The sequence below is a fragment of the Candidatus Methylacidithermus pantelleriae genome (assembly GCF_905250085.1).
GTDB lineage: Bacteria > Verrucomicrobiota > Verrucomicrobiia > Methylacidiphilales > Methylacidiphilaceae > Methylacidithermus > Methylacidithermus pantelleriae.
This window is the reverse complement of record NZ_CAJNOB010000016.1, coordinates 1-23,057: the sequence shown is the minus strand read 5'-3', so window position 1 is coordinate 23,057 and position 23,057 is coordinate 1. Positions and strand designations below refer to the sequence as shown.

The 23,057-nt window shown below is 55.6% G+C and carries 24 protein-coding genes and 1 tRNA gene; 7 read left to right on the top strand and 18 right to left on the bottom strand.

Features of this window, described 5'->3' with window-relative positions; genetic code table 11:
- Positions 1-275 precede the first annotated feature (275 nt).
- Complete coding sequence (locus tag KK925_RS05520; RefSeq protein ID WP_174583239.1) at positions 276-941, bottom strand: HAD family hydrolase; 666 nt, start codon at positions 939-941, stop codon at positions 276-278.
- Between the two features lie 891 nt (positions 942-1,832).
- Between KK925_RS05520 and KK925_RS05515 the strand changes: the two genes are divergently transcribed.
- Positions 1,833-2,654 (top strand): S1C family serine protease, encoded by an 822-nt coding sequence (locus tag KK925_RS05515; protein WP_174583238.1) that lies wholly within the window; start codon positions 1,833-1,835, stop codon positions 2,652-2,654.
- Here KK925_RS05515 and merA read toward each other — a convergent pair.
- Complete coding sequence (gene merA, locus KK925_RS05510) at positions 2,629-4,299, bottom strand: mercury(II) reductase (RefSeq protein WP_174583237.1); 1,671 nt, start codon at positions 4,297-4,299, stop codon at positions 2,629-2,631. The genes KK925_RS05515 and merA overlap by 26 nt on opposite strands.
- A gap of 392 nt (positions 4,300-4,691) precedes the next feature.
- On the bottom strand, positions 4,692-5,081 hold the full coding sequence (locus KK925_RS05500) for a mercuric transporter MerT family protein (protein ID WP_214096332.1): 390 nt from the start codon (positions 5,079-5,081) through the stop codon (positions 4,692-4,694).
- Between the two features lie 67 nt (positions 5,082-5,148).
- Here KK925_RS05500 and KK925_RS05495 point away from each other — a divergent pair, with 67 nt between their 5' ends.
- Positions 5,149-5,556, top strand: a complete 408-nt coding sequence (locus tag KK925_RS05495; protein WP_174583234.1) for a MerR family transcriptional regulator — start codon at positions 5,149-5,151, stop codon at positions 5,554-5,556.
- A gap of 507 nt (positions 5,557-6,063) precedes the next feature.
- Positions 6,064-7,380: a PQQ-dependent sugar dehydrogenase gene (locus KK925_RS05490; RefSeq protein ID WP_174583233.1), complete on the top strand. Its 1,317-nt coding sequence runs from the start codon at positions 6,064-6,066 to the stop codon at positions 7,378-7,380.
- Between the two features lie 372 nt (positions 7,381-7,752).
- Here the strand turns inward: KK925_RS05490 and KK925_RS05485 are convergent, their stop codons facing one another.
- A complete protein-coding gene (locus KK925_RS05485) occupies positions 7,753-8,055 on the bottom strand; it encodes an RNA recognition motif domain-containing protein (protein WP_174583232.1) in 303 nt (100 codons plus the stop codon).
- A 167-nt stretch (positions 8,056-8,222) separates the two neighbouring features.
- Between KK925_RS05485 and KK925_RS05480 the strand changes: the two genes are divergently transcribed.
- Positions 8,223-9,380, top strand: coding sequence for an exo-beta-N-acetylmuramidase NamZ family protein (locus KK925_RS05480; RefSeq protein ID WP_174583231.1), 1,158 nt, complete (start codon positions 8,223-8,225; stop codon positions 9,378-9,380).
- 430 nt (positions 9,381-9,810) lie between these two features.
- Here KK925_RS05480 and KK925_RS05475 read toward each other — a convergent pair whose 3' ends face one another.
- The 14 genes from KK925_RS05475 to KK925_RS05410 form a co-directional block, all read right to left on the bottom strand.
- Positions 9,811-10,065 (bottom strand): hypothetical protein, encoded by a 255-nt coding sequence (locus KK925_RS05475; RefSeq protein ID WP_174583230.1) that lies wholly within the window; start codon positions 10,063-10,065, stop codon positions 9,811-9,813.
- 60 nt (positions 10,066-10,125) lie between these two features.
- Positions 10,126-10,320 (bottom strand): hypothetical protein, encoded by a 195-nt coding sequence (locus KK925_RS05470; RefSeq protein ID WP_174583229.1) that lies wholly within the window; start codon positions 10,318-10,320, stop codon positions 10,126-10,128.
- Positions 10,321-10,336: 16 nt separating this feature from the next.
- Positions 10,337-10,477 carry a hypothetical protein gene (locus KK925_RS05465; RefSeq protein WP_174583228.1) on the bottom strand — a complete coding sequence of 47 codons (141 nt, stop codon included), beginning with the start codon at positions 10,475-10,477 and terminating at the stop codon, positions 10,337-10,339.
- A 337-nt stretch (positions 10,478-10,814) separates the two neighbouring features.
- Positions 10,815-11,192 carry a hypothetical protein gene (locus tag KK925_RS05460; protein WP_174583227.1) on the bottom strand — a complete coding sequence of 126 codons (378 nt, stop codon included), beginning with the start codon at positions 11,190-11,192 and terminating at the stop codon, positions 10,815-10,817.
- Between the two features lie 63 nt (positions 11,193-11,255).
- Positions 11,256-11,597 carry a hypothetical protein gene (locus tag KK925_RS05455; RefSeq protein ID WP_214096331.1) on the bottom strand — a complete coding sequence of 114 codons (342 nt, stop codon included), beginning with the start codon at positions 11,595-11,597 and terminating at the stop codon, positions 11,256-11,258.
- A gap of 655 nt (positions 11,598-12,252) precedes the next feature.
- Positions 12,253-12,696 (bottom strand): OsmC family protein, encoded by a 444-nt coding sequence (locus KK925_RS05450; protein WP_174583225.1) that lies wholly within the window; start codon positions 12,694-12,696, stop codon positions 12,253-12,255.
- An 85-nt stretch (positions 12,697-12,781) separates the two neighbouring features.
- Positions 12,782-13,660 carry a sulfurtransferase gene (locus KK925_RS05445; protein ID WP_174583224.1) on the bottom strand — a complete coding sequence of 293 codons (879 nt, stop codon included), beginning with the start codon at positions 13,658-13,660 and terminating at the stop codon, positions 12,782-12,784.
- A 50-nt stretch (positions 13,661-13,710) separates the two neighbouring features.
- Positions 13,711-13,792: transfer RNA gene (locus KK925_RS05440), tRNA-Leu, on the bottom strand.
- Positions 13,793-14,078: 286 nt separating this feature from the next.
- Positions 14,079-14,645, bottom strand: a complete 567-nt coding sequence (locus KK925_RS05435) for a c-type cytochrome (protein WP_214096330.1) — start codon at positions 14,643-14,645, stop codon at positions 14,079-14,081.
- A 76-nt stretch (positions 14,646-14,721) separates the two neighbouring features.
- Positions 14,722-15,378, bottom strand: a complete 657-nt coding sequence (gene pdxH, locus KK925_RS05430) for a pyridoxamine 5'-phosphate oxidase (protein WP_174583223.1) — start codon at positions 15,376-15,378, stop codon at positions 14,722-14,724.
- 42 nt (positions 15,379-15,420) lie between these two features.
- Positions 15,421-16,053, bottom strand: a complete 633-nt coding sequence (bioD, locus tag KK925_RS05425; RefSeq protein WP_174583222.1) for a dethiobiotin synthase — start codon at positions 16,051-16,053, stop codon at positions 15,421-15,423.
- 211 nt (positions 16,054-16,264) lie between these two features.
- Entirely contained in the window at positions 16,265-17,455 is a 1,191-nt protein-coding gene (locus KK925_RS05420; RefSeq protein WP_174583221.1) for a hypothetical protein, read from the bottom strand.
- A 499-nt stretch (positions 17,456-17,954) separates the two neighbouring features.
- A complete protein-coding gene (locus tag KK925_RS05415; protein ID WP_174583220.1) occupies positions 17,955-18,308 on the bottom strand; it encodes a hypothetical protein in 354 nt (117 codons plus the stop codon).
- Positions 18,305-18,949 carry an arsenate reductase ArsC gene (locus KK925_RS05410; protein WP_214096329.1) on the bottom strand — a complete coding sequence of 215 codons (645 nt, stop codon included), beginning with the start codon at positions 18,947-18,949 and terminating at the stop codon, positions 18,305-18,307. The genes KK925_RS05415 and KK925_RS05410 overlap by 4 nt, the downstream gene beginning before the upstream one ends.
- A gap of 397 nt (positions 18,950-19,346) precedes the next feature.
- Here KK925_RS05410 and KK925_RS05405 point away from each other — a divergent pair, with 397 nt between their 5' ends.
- Genes KK925_RS05405 through KK925_RS05395 form a run of 3 tightly spaced genes read left to right on the top strand, consistent with a single transcriptional unit; the run spans position 19,347 to position 21,478 of the window.
- The gene (locus KK925_RS05405; protein ID WP_174583219.1) at positions 19,347-19,622 is read left to right on the top strand and encodes a ferredoxin; all 276 of its coding nucleotides are present in this window, start codon (positions 19,347-19,349) and stop codon (positions 19,620-19,622) included.
- A gap of 34 nt (positions 19,623-19,656) precedes the next feature.
- Positions 19,657-20,598 carry an RluA family pseudouridine synthase gene (locus tag KK925_RS05400; protein ID WP_174583218.1) on the top strand — a complete coding sequence of 314 codons (942 nt, stop codon included), beginning with the start codon at positions 19,657-19,659 and terminating at the stop codon, positions 20,596-20,598.
- The gene (locus KK925_RS05395; RefSeq protein ID WP_174583217.1) at positions 20,588-21,478 is read left to right on the top strand and encodes a uracil-DNA glycosylase; all 891 of its coding nucleotides are present in this window, start codon (positions 20,588-20,590) and stop codon (positions 21,476-21,478) included. The genes KK925_RS05400 and KK925_RS05395 overlap by 11 nt, the downstream gene beginning before the upstream one ends.
- The last annotated feature ends 1,579 nt before the right edge of the window (positions 21,479-23,057 follow it).

The window sequence follows — 23,057 nt, the reverse complement described above, 5'->3', positions numbered from 1 at the left end:
TCGGGTTATCCCGCACACACACGTGCTAACGGGAGGGAAACGGTGGTTCGCGCGCTTGTGAGCCACGACAACTTTTCCTTTCTCAGCGAGCTTTTGCGACCAAGGAAACGAGTGCACACTAGCCGTGCAAGGCGCGATACGTTTGAGACCCTCAAAGAAAGCGTTTTCGGATGCGTTCCATCGTCTTGGAGCCAGTTGGCGTTTGGGAAGATCCAAAGGTTTGCTTCATGCTTTCCAACCTCTGGCGCTGCTTGGTTCTGGTAAAAGCGATCGTTTCAGGAAAAAACTCGTACGCCAAGCTCGTCCAAATGCCGGAGGAGATCCGCAGGGTCTTCATAAACACGAAACGCCCCAGCCCGCTCCAGTTCATCTCGACCGTATCCTCCTGAAAGAACCCCTACGCCTAACGAGCGTGCTCGCCGGGCAGCCAGAAGATCCCAGACGCTATCCCCAACGATCACTACCTCCTCCGGCGGAATCCCGATACGACGAGCAGCTTCTAGAAAGAGGTCCGGATCGGGTTTCGCATGAGTAACATCTTCCCTCGTCACCAACGGTACGGAGCCATCCACACCTAAACGTTCCAGAAGGGGAAGGGTCGTCTCCCGGACACCACTTGTAGCAATGGCCCAAGGAATCCCTTCTTGAGTAAGGTGGCGCAAGAGTTGCACAGACCCTGGCAGGGGCCGGATCTCTCCCAACCGTAAGCGATAGGCTTCCACATGGAGTTTTTGGAGCTGGGCTAGCAGAGATCCATCTAGTACCCGGCCGGTTTCACGTAAAAGTGCCTGGCTCAACAGGCCTCCGCTCATACCAATCTTGCGATGAATCCGCCAGATGGACAGTTCAATTCCATATGTGAGCAAGGCCTGGTGCCAGCAAAGAACGTGGTGGTAGACGCTATCCACTAGAGTTCCATCAAGATCGAAGATAAAACCCATGACACTCTCCGGTTTCTTTCCAACACCTGTGAAGCCGGAAGCTTCCTACCAGCTTCTTTTCGCTGGGACCATGGGTTGAGTTGGTCGCAGCGAGGGTCCTCTATCGTGGCCCATCCCGACCGAAAAACCAATGGAAAAGCAGACGCAGCGCCGGGGATTTCCCACTCGGCTTTTGCCCCTTTTCAGAATGAAAGCTTCTCCGAGATATGAGCTCGCAGACTTGTAAAGCACAATGATCCTGGAGAAGCCTTCTGGTCCGCGTCCCTCCACTCTCTCATTGCCTTTTTCGCAAAAAACGTTTCCACGGAGAATGGCTCCCTTTGCCAAGCAATCGCTCAAGTAGAGGCTCTCCAGCGCTCATAGAACGCAGGCCAAACGTCTTTTCACAAGCAACCTAGGAGCTCGAGGTTGGCCGCCTTATTGAGTCATTGACCAGCTCGAACTTGCGGAACTAAGGACTCTCTTTTGCAGATCCATTGGGCTTTTTCGGGATCGAACCGGATACGTTCTCTCGCAGCCGTTTTCAGTCGCGTTCCCTCTGGTAGGCGGAAAGCCCAAAAGAACCAATCGAATGATGCAAAGCTTCCCTCCCCTCGCACGCTCGCCTTTCTTCGATCCCTTAGGTCGGCCTTTTTTCCGTTCGGGAAGGAGACGGGCTTCCGGCAACAGGCACGCAAAATTCTTAGCTGAGCCAAGGCTTTAGAATTTGCAGAGGATCCGCCTTTGGGCTCTCCTGCCATGGGGGGCTCTAAGCCCAACGGGCCCACGCGCGATTGGGACAACGTGGCCTTTTTCCTTTCTTCGAAGGATCATCCTCACTCTTGAAGCGGCAGCAAAAGCTTGCCTCCAAAGAAAAAAAGAAGGAGGAAAAGCTTCTAACAAGAGATCTCCATGAAGCTGCGCAAGGTTTTCGTCACCTGCTTGTCCTTGCTTCTTGGGCTTCCTTCTCCCCTATGGGCTCTTCATCCGCTGGATGAACCCGTAGTCCGGGCGATTCGAATGACTCTTCCATCCGTGGTTGGCGTTCGTAGCCGAAAAGCAGGGGGGTTTCTCGGCCTGGGAAAGGTCGAACCAAGCGGGCAGGGCGTAGGGATTGTCGTGTCACGCCGAGGTTACATTTTGACCTGCGCGCATCTGGTTCAAACTGCAACCCCCAAAGTTCCACCCCTGGTCCTTTTACGGAATGGGCAACAACTTCCCGCAGAGCTTGTGGCTGTGGATCCAGACTGGGATCTTGCCCTTCTTCGAGCTCGGCTGCCGAAAGAACTTCCTCTGTTCTCCTTGGATCGGATCTCGCCCAATGTGCTTGGACAAACCGTCCTGGTAATTGGTGGAAGCCTGGGTGTCCGACAAACGGTATCTCGAGGGATCCTTTCGTCGAATGTGCAACGAATCCGTCTCTCGGGGCAGCGGCCGTTTTACTTCGTTCAGTTGGATGCGGCTGTCAACCCAGGCAACAGCGGAGCGCCGGTGGTTGACCTTGAAGGACGGCTCGTTGGGATCTGCTTGGCCAAGGTGGGCGGTCAGGCGGTCGAGCATGTAGGCCTAGCCATCCCGGGAGTGCTCGTTCGGCATTGGGTTACCCAGCTGCTCGAACATTCCGATCGAGCGTGGCCGTCTTCCGTCCCGGTCAACTCTCTTAGGTCTCGAAAATGCCACCGGACCTCTCTGTCCCCTAAAGGGCTTCCTAGCCCGCGCAGCAGGAGAGCCTAGCCACATCTTTCTGGAAAGTTTGTGCACAAAGTTTGAGCCCCTCGGCCATCACCAAATAAGGACAAAGGCCACCCGCCAGCTCTTGCCATGTCATTTCCTTGCGAAGAGCAATCGCCAAAGCGGCAATCAGATCGCCAGCCAAAGGAGCTATGATTTGGCCCCCAAGAAGCCTACCCGTTCTCCGATCGCTTACCAGTTTGATGAACCCATCGGTTTGAAAGTTGACCAAAGCTCGAGGCACCTGATCCAAAGGAAGACTTCGGGATTCGACGTCCCATCCCTTGGCTCTTGCCGCCGCCTCTGTCCAACCGACAGTACCTACTTGTGGATCTGTAAACACCACTACCGGAACGATGGACAGATCGAGCTTCGCCTCTTTCCCCATCATATGAAGCGCTGCTTTCGTTCCACTGGCGGCTCCCACATAGACCAGTTGCGGAAGGTTCGTACAATCCCCGGCTGCATAAATCCCATCCACCGAAGTCTGGAGTGATTCATTGACAAGGATCGCACCGCGAGCGTCTGTTTTGACACCCAGCTTCTCCAGACCCAGACCCTCCGTGTTGGGTTTGCGGCCCGTGGCTACCAGAAGGCTTTCCGCCGTGAGCCTCTTTCCCGTTTCGTCTTCCAGCCAGAACCGGTTTTCCTTCCAGCTAACACGATTGGCTCGGAACGAAGTCAGCACAGAGATTCCCTCCCGCTTTTCAAGGATCCTCCGGAGAGTTTCACTGATTTCTGGATCTTCCGCGGGAAGAATTCGATCCTGCCACTCGAGAATGGTCACTCGAGAACCTAGCCGTGCAAACGCTTGCCCTAGCTCAAGACCTACTGCGGAACCTCCGAGAACGATCAAGTCTTCGGGAATCCTCCCGGCTTCCAAGGCTTCCGTGGACGTCCAAAAAGGGGTCTCCAAAAGCCCTGGAATCCGAGGAATAGCCGGTGAGGACCCCGTGGCCACCAAAATGCGATCCGCCTCCAGCCACTCCTCCCCTTTGGGACCCTCCACCCGGACTTTTTGAGGACTCTCCAATCTTGCTCTCCCGTAAATCAATCGAATCGTAGGATAGGCAGATAAAACTCGTTGGTACTTCGCCTCTCGTAGTTCCCGTATTCGGTCTTTGAGCTGGTTCCACAGCTTTGGCGCTTCAAGGGCAAGTTCTACCCGCGACAATCCTTCAAACGGGTGGGATCGAGCTACGTGGAGAACCTCAGCGATCTGAAGAAGAATTTTGGAAGGGATACACCCAACATTAACGCAGGTTCCGCCAAGCACCGAGGATTCTACGAGCGTGACCGAAGCACCCAACTCGGCTGCCGTAATCGCGCCGGCCACCCCAGCAGCGCCCGTCCCAATCACAATAACCCTGGGACTTCCCTCGGAAGAATGTTCTTCCCTTTCCCAAGAGCGCACTTCTTCGATCCGCCACCCAACCAGATCGTACCCCGCTGATGCCAAGAGCGCCTGAACTTCCTCCTTGGCTGGCTTGCGCTGGGAACGAACCCAAGCCTGCCCTTTTTCCCAATCAACCTCTGCTTCCAAAACACCGGGAAGCATGAGAAGAGACTGTTTGACCCGATCCCCACAGCTCGGACAATGAAGTCCTTGCAGCTGGATCTCTCCCCGAAATGACCGATCCTCCTTCATGGTCCTCCCTTATGAGACTCTTGGGAATCGACCTTGGCGGAATAGCCCGCCTTTGAAAGACGGTCGAGAGTCAAAGCCAGGATCTTTGGGCCGGGATCAAGCTCGAGATGGATTCGATTTCCCTCCGAAAAAGTAAACGAGCGGATCCCAGGAACTGTTCCCAGTACCTTTCGGATCGCAAGCCGACAAGCACCACAACCAACACTCGGAACGATGAGAACAACTCTTTTGGGCGGTAGGCCCTGTGGCACCGAAGTTTCGGTTTCTCCTTTCGCCTTGCAGCAGCATCCAGAGCCGCCTACGCCAAATGCCAGGATTCCCAAAACGCCCACCCACTTTTTTATGGTCCTGCCGGTCATATCTTCCTTTCCCGCTCTCTTTTCTCGAACCCCCTAGCTCCACAAAGACATCATCCAGGGAAAAAGTGCCGCCAGCACAACTACCCCTGCCAAAATCCAAAAAACGATCCGTGCCCAGCGTGGCTGGCCGGAGTTCCCACAGGAACCGTCCACCGCGCTGCTACAAGCACCTGTCCGGAAAAGCCGTACGTAAGCAATACCAAGACCCAAAAAGGCAGCCCCCAAAAGGAACGGGCGTAAGGCCTCAAACCTGCCCAGAGTACTGACCCAAGCCCCACCAATCCCTAGGAAAGCAACCACTAGGGGCCCAAGGCAACACCCAGCGGACGCCAGCGCCGCAAGTACGCTTGCCCCCAGCCACCAAAGTCCTCCCGGGGACGTCCGCCTTCGATCCTCACCAAGATTTTCCATGTCGCTCGACAAACTGGTTCTTTTCTTTTTTTACTTCCGTACTTAAGTACGGTTTCAACAAAGCTTTCGGTCTATCCCCATGAAAATCGGACAATTGGCCCAAGCCTCGGGGGTGGGCGTGGAAACGATTCGCTTCTACGAGCGAAAAGGTCTTTTACGGCGACCTCCCAAACCCTATGGAGGAATCCGTCATTACGATAGTCGCCATCTCGAGCGCCTTTCCTTCATCAAGCGTGCCCAACGATTGGGGTTTAAGCTTGAAGAGATTCGGGTGCTCTTACAACTGGCCGAGGGCATGGAGTGCCGGAAAGCCCAAAGGATTGCCACCGACAAACTCAAGGAAGTTCAAGACCGATTGAATGATCTTTCGCGGATCGCTTCGGCGCTCCAAAGCTTGCTGTCCCGCTGCCAGGAAAAAAGGGAAAGTGTCGCCTGTCCCTTGCTTCTTTCTCTGCTCGGCGCTCCCAGCAAAGACGCTAAAGACTAGGGAAAGGGCAAAACCGGCGAGCCATATCCCCCTCGACAAGGGTAGGCTCTGTCTGCGGACCGTACCAGCCTATCGCCGTAATCCAGCCAGGTTGCTTGACTTTTTGCTTGATTGGATACGATCCAACTTTTGCCCGGCGGGTTCCTTCCTGGCCCTTTTGCGGAAGGCTGTCCCAGTGGTATAATCTTTGCTCGGCGTTCATCCGTACGCGGGGCCCTTTGTGATCATTCGTAGCTCCTAGGCAAAGGGAGAAAAGACACTCGGGAAACAAACCCTCTCGCGCACCTGGAAAGAACAAGGTCTACGCTTACGGCAGCGGAAGCTAAAAATGGGCCACAAAAGGCAAAGGCAACCAGGGGGCTCTCATTTTCGTCACTTTTGCTACGTGCCAATGCCCGCACTTTTGCCTATAAAACAACCCTCATGAAAAAAGATTACCCCACGCTTTTGGCCTCACGATTTGTGCGAATCAGCCGATTGATTTCGTTCGCAACGAGGGCATCTTCCATGGGCTTGTCAAAAACGTTTCTCTGGGGATTTTTTCTGGGAAATCTCCCCTTGCTGCAGGCCTCCCAGGACGTGCCGGAAATTCAAGTCAATCACTTCGAACCCAAACCCCTGGTCATCCGAATCGGCGATCTTCCCCCTCCCTTTGCCACCCCTAGTGCAGAGAAACCTTTCCAAAAAGCCCCCTTGCCCTCAAAACCCACGCTCAACCTGCCTCCCGGTTTTACCGTAACGGTCTTCGCCAAAGGATTCCAGTCTCCCCGCTGGTTAGCCCAGGCCCCTGATGGAAGCGTGTTAGTGGTTGAGTCCTACGGGAATCGCATTTGGCGTATTCCAGATCCCCAACGCAGTAGCCTGCCGGCGTCTTCCGAACTTTTCGCCACGGAAGCTAACGGCCTGCGCATTCCCTTTGGAGTCGTTTTTGTCAGGGGCTGGTGTTACGTCGCCTGCGAAGATCGGCTCCTGCGCTTCCCTTATCGTCCCGGTCAAAGCACGCTCTCGGGAGAAGGCCAGATTCTGGCCTGGTTTCCCGGTGGGGGCCACTCGACACGGAGCTTGGCTGCCAGCAAAGACGGCAAATCCCTTTTTGTCGGTATTGGATCCTGGGGAAATGTCGGGATTGAGCCGGCACCCCGCGCGTGTATTCTTCGCATGAACCTCGATGGAAAGCATCCTAAGGTTTTTGCTTCCGGGATGCGGAATCCTGTCGGGCTCGCCATAGAACCCAAAACCGGGGACCTTTACGCAGTGGTCAACGAACGGGATGGTCTTGGGGATGATCTCGTTCCAGATTACCTAGCTCGGGTCCATGAAGGAGACTTTTATGGATGGCCCTACGCCTATCTTTCGCCTAGCTTGTTGGATCCCCGGATCCGGTTGGATAACCCCAAGATCCTCCGGCTTATCGCTCGTACCAGAACCCCCGAGATTCTGTTCCACGCTCATTCGGCTCCCCTAGGCTTGGTTTTTCTCCCCAAAGAGACTACCTTCCCCTCTCCCTACCGCCATGGAGCTTTTGTAACCCTCCACGGATCCTGGAACCGCAGCGTGGCAACCGGATATAAAATTGTTTTCGTTCCCTTTAGTTCCGACGGTCGACCCTACGGGTTTTACCAAGACTTTCTTACAGGTTTTCTCCTTGATCCCTCGATTCCGCTTACCTGGGGCCGGCCTGTAGGCCTGCTGGCCTTGCTAAAAGGGGGGCTCCTTTTCTGCGATGAGCTGCACGGCATTGTATACAAGGTTGATTATGTCGGCCCTGAGGAAACAGGGCAAAAGATAGCGCTCGACTTACCTGAGAAGGTGAGGAAGGAGTAACCCCAGCTTCTCGCGTCCGAGCCTTCTGGGGTCTTAGATTTCTTGCCCTAGAACCGGAATTACGGGCTATCTAGCGTATTCGCCCATGATTCCTTTAGCCAAAAGGCGACGGCTCATCCACCTTGTTGTGCCATTAGCCTGCCTTAGGGCATAGTGCGCTCGGAAAAGCCCTTCCCTCTCCCCACATCCCTCAAACCAAAGCGACACCGAAAGCGAAAAACGCCTAATCGGGTCGTCCTGCCAAAGGCGGTCATCAACCCCTGGAAGGCACCTTCTTTCAGGAGGAAAAAAGTTGCTTCCCCGTTATCGGGTGGGACTCAACCTTTGGGAGAGACCCACCCAATCGAAGCTCAGCGGAGTAGAGCAGCCCTATTATCGGCGCCGGAAATCTCGACCCCCACCGGATCGATGGTGGGAAGGATGCGTTTCCTTGGGCCGAGCCACATCCACGACGATGTTTCTCCCGGCCAGGTTTCGACCATTCAACTTTTCGGCAGCTTCCCGAGCCGCCTCTGGGCTTTCCATTGTGACAAACCCAAAGCCACGGGAATGCCCCGTAGCCCGATCGGTGACCAGATGGATATCCGTAACACGTCCGCACTCCGAGAAAAGCTCCCGGATCTCATCCTCTGTCGTTTTAAACGGCAGATTCCCTACGTATAACCTAGCATTCATGGAACTCGAACTCTCCGATGTTGATTTGGCTTGCCCTTTCTCTGCGGGTCCCGGGAAGACCACCGTGCCTCCACCAAAAGACCAGACAAAAGAAAGTGACTGACTTAGGATTAGCCTCGCACAATCCGACTAAACCGCAAGCGTTTTCGTGGTCATTGAAAAGAAACATGAAACTTCCTCCTTCCTCCCAGCGAGGCAGCACCTGTGCAACACGTTCTTACCCGACGCCGAAAGTGACCCTTCCGGTGGACCGGCTAGCAGAGCTCTGGCCGCGAAGGTTTCGCGGTGCTCGCATCGGGGCGCTTCTCCACGCAGCGTCGATCGATTCGCGTCTACACCCTACCCTTGATACCTTAGAAGCCGGCAACGGACGGTTGTGGTCGCTGACAGCCCTTTTCGGGCCCCAGCACGGGCTTTATGGCCACACACAAGAGAACATGATTGAGTGGCAAGATTTTGTTCACCCGCGGCTGGGCATTCCGGTCTACAGCCTCTACGGAGCCACCCGAAAACCCACTCCTTCTATGCTGCAGGATCTTGACATTCTTCTAGTCGACCTGCAGGAAATCGGGGTTCGCTACTACACCTACCTGTGGACTCTCTACCTCTGCATGGAGGCTTGCCAGGAGGCTCAAATCCCAGTTGTCGTGTGCGATCGGCCGAACCCTCTCGGCGGGGTTGTTGTGGAGGGTCCCATTCTGCAAGAGGCCTATCGATCCTTTGTGGGGCTGCATCCTCTTCCCATTCGCCACGGCAAGACCATCGGCGAACTTTCCGTTCTTTTCCGAGTCGAAGCCTTTCCGGAGTGTCGACTCGTCGTCCTCCCAATGTCTGGCTGGAAACGAACCTACTGGTTCGAAGACACAGGGATTCCCTGGGTGCCTCCGTCGCCGAACATTCCGTGGCCACAGACGGCTCTCGTTTACACCGGGATGGCTCTTTTAGAAGCTACCAATATCTCGGAGGGGCGCGGGACGACCCGACCCTTTGAATTTTTTGGATCGCCTTGGATCGATCCTCACGATCTCTGCCAGGCGTTAAATGCCAAAAAACTCCCGGGCGTCTATTTCCGAGAAGCCTACTTCGAACCGGCTTTCCATAAGTACGCAGGTAAACTGTGCGGGGGCGCACAACTCCACGTACTCGATCGTCACTCCTTTAAGTCTTTCGACACCGGGATCGAGGTGATCAACACCATTCGGCAGCTGTACCCAGAACAGTTTCAGTGGCGGCTTCCCGCTTACGAGTACGAGTACCAAAAACTTCCCATTGAAATTTTGCTCGGTGGCCCCAAAGAAGCCTTTTTCGGTCCGGATCCAGTCTAAGCTTGTGCCTCAAGATAAAGCGACACCGTTTCTGCCCAAAACGGCCCCTTTCTTCTTCCGACCAGGCAACACGCATCCCAGGCCTTGATCCAAACCTTATCGGTGTGCCGAACCCATGTACGTGTAAAAGCCGGATGAAGGTCCCCATGGCTAGAAAGACCGCTCCACAAGAAGATTCTGAAAAAAGTTTCCCAAATGGGCAGGCAACAAGGCTCCTGCCCGACCGGACGGACACCAAAAGGGGCATCCCCATCGTTGCCATCAAGCTTGCAAGCCGCCTGGAGGCCAACGTACTTTCCACGACAGATCGACCGCTTTTGGGAGATCGGAGAATTTTTTTACAAAAAGACGTCTCTTGGCTTGCCGCGTAGACCCTCGTCCAAGTAACCCTATCACGCTCGCATTGGCTCACCGTGTACAAATTCTTTTCCTAATCCGGCTTCCTCACCACCGTTCCTAAAACCATAGAGAACCATTCCCCTACCAGAGAAGACCGTCCGGGAGCCGGCCGAAGAGCGCAGCCGACGATTGCGTGCCGGGTTTCACCGACAAAGCGCAGGGAGCGCCCAGTCCCGCGTTTTCGGGGAGAGGGGCCTGGGAGCCAGTTGATTGCGCCTGCCGAGCGGACCTTCGCTCCTTGCACTGCTGCAAGTCTCCTCCGAACCCGCACCGTAGAAACGACCATAGAGGCTTTGTCGGGTTGCTTACGGGTAGGGCGAAACTGACATGAACCGCCATTGCAAAGTTAGGCACGACTGCCTCTGGCACGCATGGGCGTTCGGACAATCCCAACCCTCTCCGAGCGACCGCACGAAATTGCGCCCTGGCGAGAAGCTTCTGCCATGACGACGCGCGGGTTGACCGCGCCGATTCGAAACGCGTAGGCCTGGTCGACTTCAATCGCCTCGACTCCGGCAGCGAAAAAAGCCGACTTCACCATTGCGATCGTCTTGGCGCTAGGCGAAGGAAACGAGCGAGCGGGTTCCAAGAGGATCGGCCGACTCAAGCTCGGGCTTGCTTTTGCCAAGATCCCACCGTTCGATCACAAGCGCCTTACCCGATTCGGCGCAAGGCGCGGCTGATCTTTTTGCACGCATCAGTAAAAATCGCTTTGGCCTGCTCCTTCCCTCTTCCTGGGGAGATTCAATCGAATCCCACGGATTCTCACGAGATGGGCAAAGCGATCTGTTCCCGCCAAGGCGAGTCACCCTCGTTGGGGCCGATGCCAAGCCTTTCGGTAAGGCGGCATTTCAAGAGGGAAAAGGGGTCCGGACGCTGACGCTCGCCGACACTTGCCGCCCGTTTCCGTTCTGCACGAGGCGCTACCTCACCACGGACCCCTCCCGTTTCCCGACTGAGTTGGCGCCCCACCATCCGGCCGCCGGAGAGAGCCTGAAGGATCAGCCTCCTGGGGGTAGGCGAAAGCGCGGGCCCTTAAGAACCAGGCATTGGCTCGGGCTCCCCCATCGGTCCGACAACCGCAACCGTAAGCTGATAGGCTCCTGTCGGGAGAGGCCGCGGCTTAATAGGACCACTTGCCGACGGTCTTGTCTTTCGATCCCGGCACAAAAAACGAACTGCTCCGACCCCCCACCAATCCCTTTTCCCGGCCGCATGGCTGGCGTATTCCTTTTTTTCCAGCGAAAACTCGTTACGGGAAGGGCCGGCGCGAGCCGAACCAGAGACGCACCCGCTAAAGGACTCCTCTTCGGCCAGGAGCGCATTGACGTTCCTGCGCAGGATGGCCAGCCGCCGCTTTCTCGTGCAAAACGTTTGATCCCGCGCCTTCTTCTCCTCGAGCTTGCGGATCACCGTTTCCGCTCTTCCGGATCCATTCCTTAGCTTCCTCGATGAGCTCGGGCCACCTTTCGCCGATCAAAGCGATCTTTTCTTTGAGCTCCAAACCCGGGGGCATGGAACTCTTGAGCGGGTCCAGCCAAACCGCAGGAGAAAGGATCGCTTACGGTTCTTTAGCGACCCATGAGCCCGCATCTGACAGAAAAAACTCCGCTCCACCCACCCGTAGAGCGCCGCATAGGTGGCAAGCAACGCCCCCTGCTCGATGTTCACCCGCAACTCCATCTGGTACCTGAAAAGAGGGAGCTTAGTCATCCGATCGCTTCGAGTCTCTTCTTCTTTGGCAGGGTTTCGGGGAAGAGCTCTTGCCGCAAAGTCTGACACGCAATGAAACCGAGCTTCCTCATGCAGGTCGCGCACAATACCGTCGGGTCCTCTCATTGGGATCCACCACCAGGATCCATCGACTCCGCCTGGCCAATGCCGCTTCCCCACACTCGAAACCCAAACGCATCAGCCGGCGGCGCTACTCGACCTGGATGGCGCCGACTTTTGAATGAGACACCTGCCCAACGAGCCCCCTACGATGGCCGTCCCTTCCGGAGCCGGCCTCCTTGACGATCCGCCACTCTTTGCTTGAGAGATAACTCGGAGAACCCAAGCCAACCGCCTCTTTTAATCCACGGTTTGATCGGCGCTTGGACACCCGCGGGTAGAAGGCCACGCAATCGGGTAGTGCTGCCTGCGCATGCACGATTACCGTCCTGGTCAGCAACTCTTCTGCGGGAGGAGGCAAACGCCCTTCCTACCCCATCCGTCAAACCGTCTTGTCGGCAACACCCCGCTAATTGGTCCACGCACCCAACTTCATTGGGATATGGTGCGATGAATAGCCTCATCTCTTCCTCTATTGTGTCGCTATTGGCAGCCCGCCTTTTTAGCGTCCTTTTTACGAGCCAGAAAAGAAGCCCAGAACCCAGCTTCCCCAACAACTTTTTTCATATCGACCGGGGTGCTAAACGAAGAAACAAAAGCTCTTGGCCATCCCTTCGTTTTTAGGGAAAAAGCGATCCTCTTAGCCGGCCTCCGTTATCTCGGCCTCTAGTTCCGCCGGGATGCGCAGCGAATTGGCAATTAGACAGTGTTCCTCTGCCCGCTCAAGTAACCTCTGGGTTTTCGCCGTAGCCTGGCCCGTGGGAACTCGTAAATGCGCCCGAAGAACAATGCGACGAAACGCCAGGCGCCCCTCGATCTTTTCCACCTGTCCTTGAACTTCGCAGCGAAGCTCAAGCCACTTTTGAGAAGATAGCTCGGCCAGAGCTCGAAAGGTTAAGAGGAAACACCCAACAATCGACGCTAGAAAAAGGGTTTCCGGAGACCAATATCCCTTTTGCCCACCAAACTCGGGAGGGGGTCCAATCTGAAGGGTCGCCAGCTCTTGCCCAGAGACTTCCACGGGGGAAGTTTCCTTCATCTGAGCCGCCACCTCATAGAGGTGCGGGAAGGGAGCCACCGCCATCTTTCAGTCCTTTGATGGGAAAGTTGAAAATGTCTAGTCTAACTATATTGCGAAGTCGTCGCTTTTTCCACAAGGAACGGCAAGACTAACACGTTTCGATTTCCTTTTCCTGAGGAAGACCGCTTCGACTCCATTCGTTCCAAGACCCGTCGTAGACCCAGAGATTCCGGTAGCCTAAACGGTACAGCTGTAAGAAGACCAAGGTCGCCGAGTGGCCACTGCCACAGCTGCAGACAATAGGGGTAGCTCGGTCCTCAGGGATTCCTGCTTTGCGTAAACGCTCGATAACCCGAGGGGGATCCAGAAACTTTCCCGTAACCGGATCCTTCAATTCGAAGAAAGGAAGATTTTTGGCCCCCGGAATATGACCCTGACCGTAACGATCGGGAGAACGGGCATCCAGGATGATCCCACCCTTCTCCTGCATCATGCTCCATACCGCCGGCAACTCCAAACGGCTCGAGGCTTCCCGGGAAACCGTCCACCGGCTTGGGGAAGGGGACTCCACCCCATGTCGAACCGGGTAACCCCGTCGGATCCAGCCTGCAAATCCCTCCTCCAAGACCGATACGTGGGGATGACCGTAGGAGGTGAGAGCCCACCAAAGTCGAGTGGCTAAATACGATCCGTCAGCGTCATAAACCACGACCCATTTTTCCTCATCCACCCCAAGCTGGCTCATGGTTCGAGCAAACTTTTCTGCGGGAGCTAGTTGCAGAGGGATCGGCTCCTCTTCGTTCACAATATCGAGGGTGAAATCCACGAAGAGCGCACCGGGTATATGCCCTCTTTCATATTCTTCCGGAAGCGGATGATAACGTGTTGCCGGCTTTCCTTCTGTGTCGGTTACGTGAACAACCTCTCCGCGGACGTCCAGTACAACAAGGCTACTATCCCCCAATCGAGCCAAAAGCTCCTCGGGAGATACGATCAGGTCGGGCGCTGGCGCAGGAAATTCTAGCAAGCTATCCTCTTGGCTCCGGTTGATCCAAGTTCCCTCAGAGAGTAATCGCGTGCACTCGGGGAGACTCGAACTCCCACGGGTTGCCCCACAAGCACCTCAAGCTTGCGCGTCTACCGATTCCGCCACGAGTGCTGGGAAGACTCAAGGGTCCGACCACGTCGGAAAAGCCCTTGCCTTTTCATCGGCCCAAACGAGCCCGGAACCCTCTTCTTGACGCGCAATTTTGCATGACTTCTACGGAAAATCAACTTTCCCATACCCAAGAGAGCACCGGAAGTTCAAACCGGTTATTTCTTCCCGGAAACTGGCTTCGCGGGCAGAACGCGAGTTCCAACGGTTTCCGGACGGTCAATGCTTACCTCATCTCCCGATGGAAAGAGGGGCCTATCAATAAACCCCAAAGACAGCGCTCAGAAACCTAGGGCTTTACATCTTCGTTGGGTATCTGCTCGATTTCTGCAGGTGTAAAGGGCGTTGTTCGATTGGCAAGCTCGTCTCGAACCTTTTTCACCTGCTCGGGTGTCACCGGGGAAGCTTTGTTCCCGAAAGAATTCCGCTCGTACGTAAGGACCGCAGCAATTTTGTCGTCCGTAAGCACAGCCTTCCAAGCCTGCATGACGCCGTTATAGGGTACCCCTTTCACGGTCACGGCTCCCTGAAGCCCATTGAGCACGATCGAGATTGCCCTCCGGTTACCGCCCGCTACAAAGTCCCCACCCGCCAGGGGGGGATAAACGCCAGGAATTCCCATACCGGTAGGCTGGTGACAGACCATACAAGTTGTTTCGTAGACCTTTTTCCCCTCCTCCATTTGCTGGGGAGAAACCTGTCCCCATGCCGCGGATACTAAGCCCAAGGTTGCTACTACAAGCCATCCCCAGGTTTGACCGGAGAACCAAAGGCCGTTTAACCCGGTAAGACGCCGATGACCCAAAGGTGCCTCTATCCCCACGCATTGAGTAGTTGGATTACGTTTTCCATGCATACGCGCTTTCTTCTCCTCCAGTTACAGCTTGAGAATTCCGTAACTTGAGAACCATTGTCAATGCTGAATTTGCCTTCTACGGGGCCAGGCGTTCCAACTGCCAGTTCCCACTGGGCAGTCGAGTGTAGCGAAAGCGATCGTGTAGCCGGTTGGGTCTCCCCTGCCAAAACTCAACCGTGTCCGGAATTACCCGGTAACCACCCCAGTAGGGGGGAGGAGGCACCTCTTGGTTCCGGAACCGCTCGGCTACCTCCTGGAGCCGGGTCTCCAAGAAGGAGCGATCCATGGGAATGGGAGTGCTTTGGCGAGACGCCCAAGAAGCTAGCTGATGTTCCCTGGGACGGGAGCGAAAGTAGGCATGAGCTAATTCCTCTTCGAGGGGTTCCACTGCACCACGAAGGCATACCTGCCGTTGCAAGCTTGGCCAGTAAAACACCACGCTCGCAAAGGGATTTTCTTTCAGTTCCTGACCTTTCCGACTTTCCCGGTTGGTAAAAAAGATAAGCCCCCTCTCATCGAGCCCTTTAAGAAGAACGATCCGAGCGCTCGGTCGGCCTTCCCGATTGGCCGTGGCTATAACCATCGCGTTGGGCTCATACGCTTCCACCGCCAAAGCAAGTTCCAGCCACCTTCGGAACTCAACCAAGGGCTCCTGAGGAAGTGTTTCCCAAGCTATCGGCCGGTTCTCATAGATCCTTCGAAGATGGGCCAGCGAGGTGGAATCCAAACTCATCGCAAAAAACCGAAAGAGACTTTTTGATAGCCTCGACTTTTTTCAGGAGTTAAGCCAATCAGGAAATTGTTGCGGGAAACCAGCCTCCCCTCCAAAGGAAAACACAGGAACACCAATCCATTCCTCAAGGATCTCGGCGTGGGTTGTGGAAGCCGGTCCGGGCATGACTCCATGAAAATTCAATGCAATGCCCCGCAGACACATGCCACTGGCCAGAATGCTTTCCGCTGTGGCCAAGGTCGGCGAAAGGGTGCCGAGCTCGCTTCTGGTCACCAGAATCACGGGAAGACTAAGCCTTTGTACCCATTCCCGGACCGTAATCCCCGGCGCCAGAGGGCTTAACCAACCCCCGATTCCTTCGACGACCACGTGGGAGTACCTGCGGCAAAAACGAGCTACATGCTCGCAGAGAAAATCCAGATCCAATGGCTTTCCTCCCCTGCGATAGGCAACCAGAGGCGCAGCCGGGATATCCCAGTGTGCCGGGTTGACTTCTTCCACGCTCAGAGTCCCATCCATCGCCTCTGCCAAAAGCTCAGCATCGCGCCGATCTCCGGTGGAAACCGGCTTTAATCCAATGGCCTTTTTCCCTTGCCGACGCCATCGACGAAGAAGTTCACAGCTAAAAACGGTTTTTCCCACCCCCGTCGTCGTCCCCGTAATGAAAAGCTGCACAAAACACCCCCCATGGCCGAAACTTTTCGCTCATTCCTCTCAAAAAAAGTTTTCTACCCAAAGGAAGATTCGCTTTTTGCTGCCAACCCCTCCTTGCTACTCCAAACGCCTCGGTCCATGCCACTCAAAAAGTCATTGCTGCCCCATGCCCAATCAGGCACGCGACCCAAAAAGAACCTTTTTCTCTCCCAGCGCCTTTTCCTCAGGAGCTTTAGGAGAGCCATGTTTGTCCTGTTGGGTTCACAGAGCCATCGGAGGAATCCTCCAGCGATTTTCGTCGATGCAAATACCAAAGAACAACCAGGACCGTGTACAAGGGAAGAGCCACCGCGTTCCCGGAAAATCCGACAAGATCCGACAGGGCAAAGCTGGTCCAGTCCCTGCTTGTTCGGACCCGCATCCAGAATTGAACAAAGTCTTCCCCAGAGACGAGAGCCAAGAGAAATCCAACGGCCAGCGAGATGGTGGCTCCCAAAAGCACGCACAGCCCCACAAGGATGACGTACTGCACCTCCCCCTTTTCAGATATTCTACCAGGCCGGATCCCTCGGACGAGCTCAATTGAACGCTCCAATGCCCTCACCCCGCCCAGCCCCTCTAGGAGCACGACCGCCGGTACGAGCACCAACCGAATCGCAAAGCCAATCAACCCAAAAAGAATCAGAAGAAACAAAAGCACGACCAACGTCCGGACTAGCCGGGAAAAATGGCCCGCTGCCCCTACCAAAGCGACAGGGAGCATGGCCACAAGCATTCCCAAAAGAAGAATCCCAACCCTGAGAAAAAACGTCCCTACAAGCTTCCCCACCCGTTGGCGGCTCACCTCCCAAGCCCGTGCCCAGCTAGGTACCCCTTCTCCTACGGCCCACTGCCAAGTGTAATGGATCAAAGGAGCCGAGAAAATTTCTGCCAACAATCCAACGAGAATAAAAAGAAGACTCGCGGTAAAAATACCTCCTGGAATTTTCGGGGCCTGGCCCTTCGAAGCCAGGACAACCCATTGAGTCCAGACAGTAAAAAAGAGATTCGGCAACTGGAGAAAAACCCCCATCGCCAGGTAGGTCGGAAGCGATCGTTCCAAAAAGACAAACGCCTCTTGAATGACCTCAATAAACCGGCCACAAGAAACCCGGGGCAGAACGTCTTTGGACACCGTCTCTTGCGGCACCTTTCCCTTAACGGGAACTTGTTCCTGGGCCAAAACACCCTCCTCCGGAGGAACTTCCGGAACCGGGACTTCCCGCAATACCTCTTCCACCGTCCGAAAGCCTTCCTTCCCTTCCTGGGAAACCTTGGAAGTAGGCTCGATTCGCCTTTCCTTAAGCCAACGTTCAAGCGTGGCCCGATCGGCGGGTCCATAAATCCGGTTATCGGGAGCGTGATAATAGTAGGACTCAGGCATACCTGGACAAAGAAACCGAAAGACAAGAAGGCCCTCAACCCTAAAAATGTCGTCGCTTCCCTCGCAAGGAAACCTCGGCTAACGGCGCATTGCCTGGAGGATCACCACCCCATCCACCTTAACCGGGGAGGGCGTCCAATGCCAAGAGTCTTGGCTATAAGAGGCGAGACCCGCTCGGGGTTGAGCGCGTTTCTTACCCTACCCGGTGGCGACGCCAGTGAAGTAAAGGGGAACTTGCCCGTTTTCCTTTGAATAAAGCTAGACTTACTTTTTCGCCTGAATCGCAAGCTGCAAATGCCTGCAACCCCAGCCGCGTTCGCCGAGTTCACCCCAAAAACCCAAACTAGACCCCGCGATGGAGCCTCCTCCACAAATCGACGGGAATAAGAAGCCTCCTTTTCGGGGTGGTCCTCGAGATAACCTCAGTCTATCTTCCACCACACATCGCTCTCTCCTTTGGGGTGGCACGCTCCTTTGTTTCGTTTCCGGGACATGGTTCTCAGACCACTGTAAAGCGGGCGCTGGCCAAGAGATCCGCACAACTGCCCACCACCAAAAAATCTTTGGTAGGGTTCCGGCCTCTGCTCCGGAAAAGAAAGTAACCAAAACGCAATCTTTTGGCCGGCTGGCTTTCCCCATTTTTGGGGGGAAAGCTCACCGGGACACCGATCCAGCAACCCGGCCGGCCAGTAACAGAGCACCGGCCCACTTTCTCGCAGGGCTCAAAGCTCCTACTTTCAACGGTTTCGTTCCGGGCAACATGGAGGAAAGAAGATTCAGATTCGCTCAGCCATCGGCCAACCCAGCCAACGACAGGCCCCAGAGAAGAGGGAAAACGATCCCAGTCATTCATTCCTCCTTTATTAACAGTTCCTCGACATGTGCCCGGATGTCGTCGCGGACTTTCCGGTATACCTCCATTTCTTTTTCCTTGGTAGTCTGGGTCCTAGTTGGGTCAGGGATAGACCAGTGCAACCGCTTCCCGACCCCAGGAAAATGGGGGCATGTCTCGTTGGCTTGGTCGCAGACAGTAATCACGCAATCCCAGGACTCAGAAAGATAGCGGTCAAGGGTCTTACTGTGCTGGCCAGAAATGTCGATCCCGACCTCGGCCATCACCCGAATCGCCAGGGGGTTGACGCCTGTGGCGACCGTACCGGCACTGTGAACCTCACATTTGTCAGCCGCCAAGTGTCTCAGCCACCCCTCGGCCATCTGGGAGCGTGCCGAGTTGTGGGTACATAAAATAAGACCCGCTTTTTGGCTCCCATCATCTTTTCCCTCCATTCGCCTTTCTATTCCTTTGGAGTTACTGGCTCTTCCACGCTTCTTTGCGGCTGCGCACGGGAAGGCTTCCTTGCAAACCGACTGGGACAAATCGGTGGGAGACCAGGCCATACCCCGGCTATGAACATCAGATAGCTCTTCCCGCAGGCCGCACGATTCGGGAGCATAGACCAACCATTTCCACAGCGACAACCATCGCGAGCCCAAACCTTTTGCTTGCGGAAAAGGACGAGAGTGGGAGCTCGGAAAAGAACCTTCATGCGCGGTGAGTGTGTTCCAACGGCGAGAATATCGCCGCCTCGGCTTACCTTACAGAAAAAAAGAAAAAGACATGCAACGGGCCCCAGGAAGAAACGGTGGATGGCAGCGCTTGTTGCATGGTACCGATTTTAGCTCCCCACGAAAAAAGAAGGGTGTGCCACCGACCTCCGGGCCCAAAACCCAATTCCCCGGAGAAGATGCCTGTTGAACTCCGCACGTTTCTACGGTAGAGGTTACGGCCAGGAAGGCTTTGCCCTTTCCTGGGAGGGTAAGAAAAAGGTTGCTTTGGGAAGAATTCTCAGTAGCTTTTCCAGACAAAACACAAAAGCTTATTGAAGGAAAAATGGCCGATCGAAGGAATCGATATCCAGACAACGTTCCGGGGAAATTTTACGTCGATAACCAGTGCATTGATTGCGATCTTTGCCGGGAAACCGCCCCAGAGAATTTCACGCGGAATGACGAGGGAGGGCATTCCTACGTTTACAAGCAGCCCACCACACCTGAAGAGGAGGCCAAGTGTCGGGAGGCCTTGGAGGGTTGTCCGGTAGAGGCGATCGGAGACGACGGGGATTTAGAGCCGCTAGAAGAGCAGGCAGTCCAAGAAGAACCGGCGTAGCGACCCCCCCGCTCTCCCAGGGAGTCCCCTAGCCATGGGCTCCCCATCCTGTCAAACCGGTAGAGTTTTTCCGGTAGATCAATACGCAGGGGAGCGCCTGGATGTGGCGCTTGCCCGGATCCTGGGGCGTTCACGTTCTTTTGTTCAAAAGCTTATTCGTAAGGGTGCGGTTACGCTTGGACCCTTGGCCAAGTTGGCCCAGCCCGCCTACCGGATTGCCCCGGGCGACTATGTCCGGATCGAGGTCATAGAGGAGGAGCCGAGCCCCTCCGCCCAACCCCGGCCTGAACCGGTCCCTTTCGAAGTCCTCTACGAAGATTCCGAAATCCTCGCCCTGGATAAACCGGCTGGGCTAGTCGTTCATCCAGGTGCGGGTCAGTGGAGCGGGACGCTCGTGCACGGGCTTTTGGCAAGATACGGGCCCGCGTCGCTTTCCCAGCTAGGCGGACTTTCGAGGCCAGGCATCGTTCATCGCTTGGACAAGCTTACCAGCGGCGTCCTCCTGGTGGCCAAAACAGACCAGGCCCATGCCATCCTTGGGGAACAGTTTCGGACTCGCAGGGTGAAAAAGTTCTACCGGGCCCTTGTTCATGGCGTCCCCTCCCCTCCCCAAGGCGCATGGGCCGAAAAACTTGGGCGACACCCGGTAAACCGGAAAAAAAGGGCAGTGCTCCACCAAGGGGGACGAGTCGCCCTTACGGAATACCGAACCATCATGGCAGGAACTAAAAGTGCCTTGGTAGAGTTGGTCCTCCATACCGGTAGAACCCATCAAGCTCGCGTCCACCTAGCCTACCATGGCCACCCGGTTGTCGGCGATCCCCTATACGGAAAGCTCTCAAAGGATCGGAAACTTGGATCGCTTCCGGAACGGATGTACCTCCATGCCCTGCGAATCGGTTTTTTTCACCCTGCAACCGGGCAATGGATTGAGATCGAATCCCCTCTTCCCGTAGAGTTTACCTATGTCATCTGAAAGTTCTGCGCGCAGTCCGGTAGGATTGCTTTCTACACTCAAAGCCTACCTTTTACGTGAGCGGGAACGGGGACGCCTTTATCTCCGTCTTTCCTCGGAAGCAAAAAAGAACTGGGAGAAATTTCTTCTTGCCCATCCTTCTGCCGATCGACCAGGTTCACCCAGTTGTCCGGCCCCGTCACAGGCCACTTCTCCACCCTCCTCTGAAGTCATGCCGGTCGACGAGCGCCGCAAACAGCTCGAAAAACTTGCCCAAACCGTTGCGAAGTGTTGCCGGTGTCCTCATTTAGCCGCGACACGGACGCAGACCGTCTTTGGGATAGGCTCTCCCTCCGCTTCCCTTTTCTTTGTTGGAGAGGCGCCGGGAGCTGAAGAAGATCGCCAGGGACAACCCTTTGTCGGGCCAGCGGGGCAGCTTTTAACGAAGATGATCCGTGCCATGGGGCTAGAACGAGAGCAGGTCTACATCGCCAATGTACTCAAGTGTCGTCCCAACCTACCCGAGGGAACCCTCGGTAACCGGCGTCCGACCGAAGAGGAGGTGGCCCGTTGTCTGCCGTATCTCCACGAGCAGATCGAAATCGTCCGGCCCAAGGCTATTGTCGCTCTAGGAGGCGTGGCTTTGGAAGGGCTTCTGGGCAAGAAGGCCCTGCAAGTACCTCCGGGGCAGCCGATCTCCATTTCTCGTTTCCGGGGTCGCTTTCTGGAATTTCGAGGAATTCCTGTGATGCCCACCTACCATCCATCCTACCTGCTTCATAACCCCAGCATTCAGCAGAAGCGAAAAGTATGGGAAGATCTTCTTGCCGTGATGGAACGCTTAGGACTTCCTATAAGCCAACGCCAAAGGGAATACTTTTTGCCAAAGCCCTCGAAATAAGTGGAAACAGGTCCCACTCATCGATCAAGACCGGGCATTTTTCATAAACCCATTCCTAAAACCATAGAGAACCCTTTCCGTAGCAGGGAAGATCGTCTGGGACGCCGGCCGAACAGCGCTGCCGGCGATCCGCGTGCCGGTGGGCTACTGAGAAAGCCCAGGTAACGCCTAATTTCCGGGTTTTCTAGGACAGAAGAGGCGCGGGAGGCGGTCGAGCGCTTCCGGACTGGGCATGCGCTCCTTGCGCCGCTTTGAGTCTCTTCCCGAACCCCCCGCGATAGAAACGACCATACATGTTTCGTCCGACTGCTTGCGGGTAGAACGAAAGGTGACATGACTGCCGTTGCGGCTCGAGCCTACCGCCTCGTGCACCGAGGGGGTTTCGGAAAGACCCAACCCTCTCTGGGGGGGCGACGGCACGAGGCCGCCCCCCTGTGGCCTCCTCTTGGACCGGAACAAAAACCGCAACGCCGCACACAACCTTTGGGGCCGTCCTGGCCAGTAACAGGACTACACGCGCAAGATGTTCGCAGAGGGAAAAAGCAAGTAAGACCTGCTTTTTCGAGCAAACAGTCCCGGAAGACGCAGAAATCCTGGAGCGCAGAAGCGTCAAAAAAATGGAGACCTCCGCCCGGGAACAAGCGCACGCCGGGAAGCGTTTTCAATGGAACCCTACCCTTCGTATTCGGAGAGAGGGCTCTTCAAACGCCATGGAGTTCTTGTGGGTCATGGCCAAAGGAAAGAAGCCCGCGGATGGACGCTTTGCCTTGATCCGCACCAAAAGCGAGTGAGAAGAACGACCCAGATCTGAGTCTCCCGGCAGGGCACAGACCTGTGGATCACCAAAGACGGTTCCATTCGCTCTCCGACGGCAGTCTTTTCAGCTGCGATAGTGAACCGAGCTCCCAGTATCTCAAAATGCTGACCCCCGTCCAGCCACCGGCCTAGACACAAACGCTTGACCCGCTCTGGCGCTTGATTTACCGGCCCGGCGCCATTCGACGCTTGGCCAGACCAACTATCTCTATGAGGAGACAACAGGGACTAGGAAGAGTGCCACCCCAAAGACACCTAGCGATGGAACCCCCCTCCGTGAAAACCTCCAAAACCTCCGCCATGAAAACCCCCAAAACCCCCTCCTGGGAACCCTCCTCTAAACCCGCCAAAACTAGGGCTCCGGAATCCTCCCATCGGCCCGAAGGGCCGCAAGCCACCGTACCCGCTATAGCCACCTCGGAAGCCGCCCCATCTTGGGTCAAAAGGAGAGATCTCCCGAATACCGGCCATGCTCCTAGGCATGCGCCAGGATCTTAACCCGTCAAAGGAACGAACACCCCGAAACGAACCATTTGGCACATGGCTAAACCGCAAATGACTTCTGTAAGAACGTATTGTCCGCCCGAGACTACGATTTCCGGGACGGGTCTCCGAAGAAGCATTCAAACGCGAGCCTCGAGAAGCTGACAAGCTCGAGGATATTCCTTGATTGAAGCTGCCCTGGTGGGCCTTCTCACCCGAACGAATCCCAGAAAGCGTTGCCGACTTCTGGAGGGCCCCATTCCCCAATGCCCCCCTGACC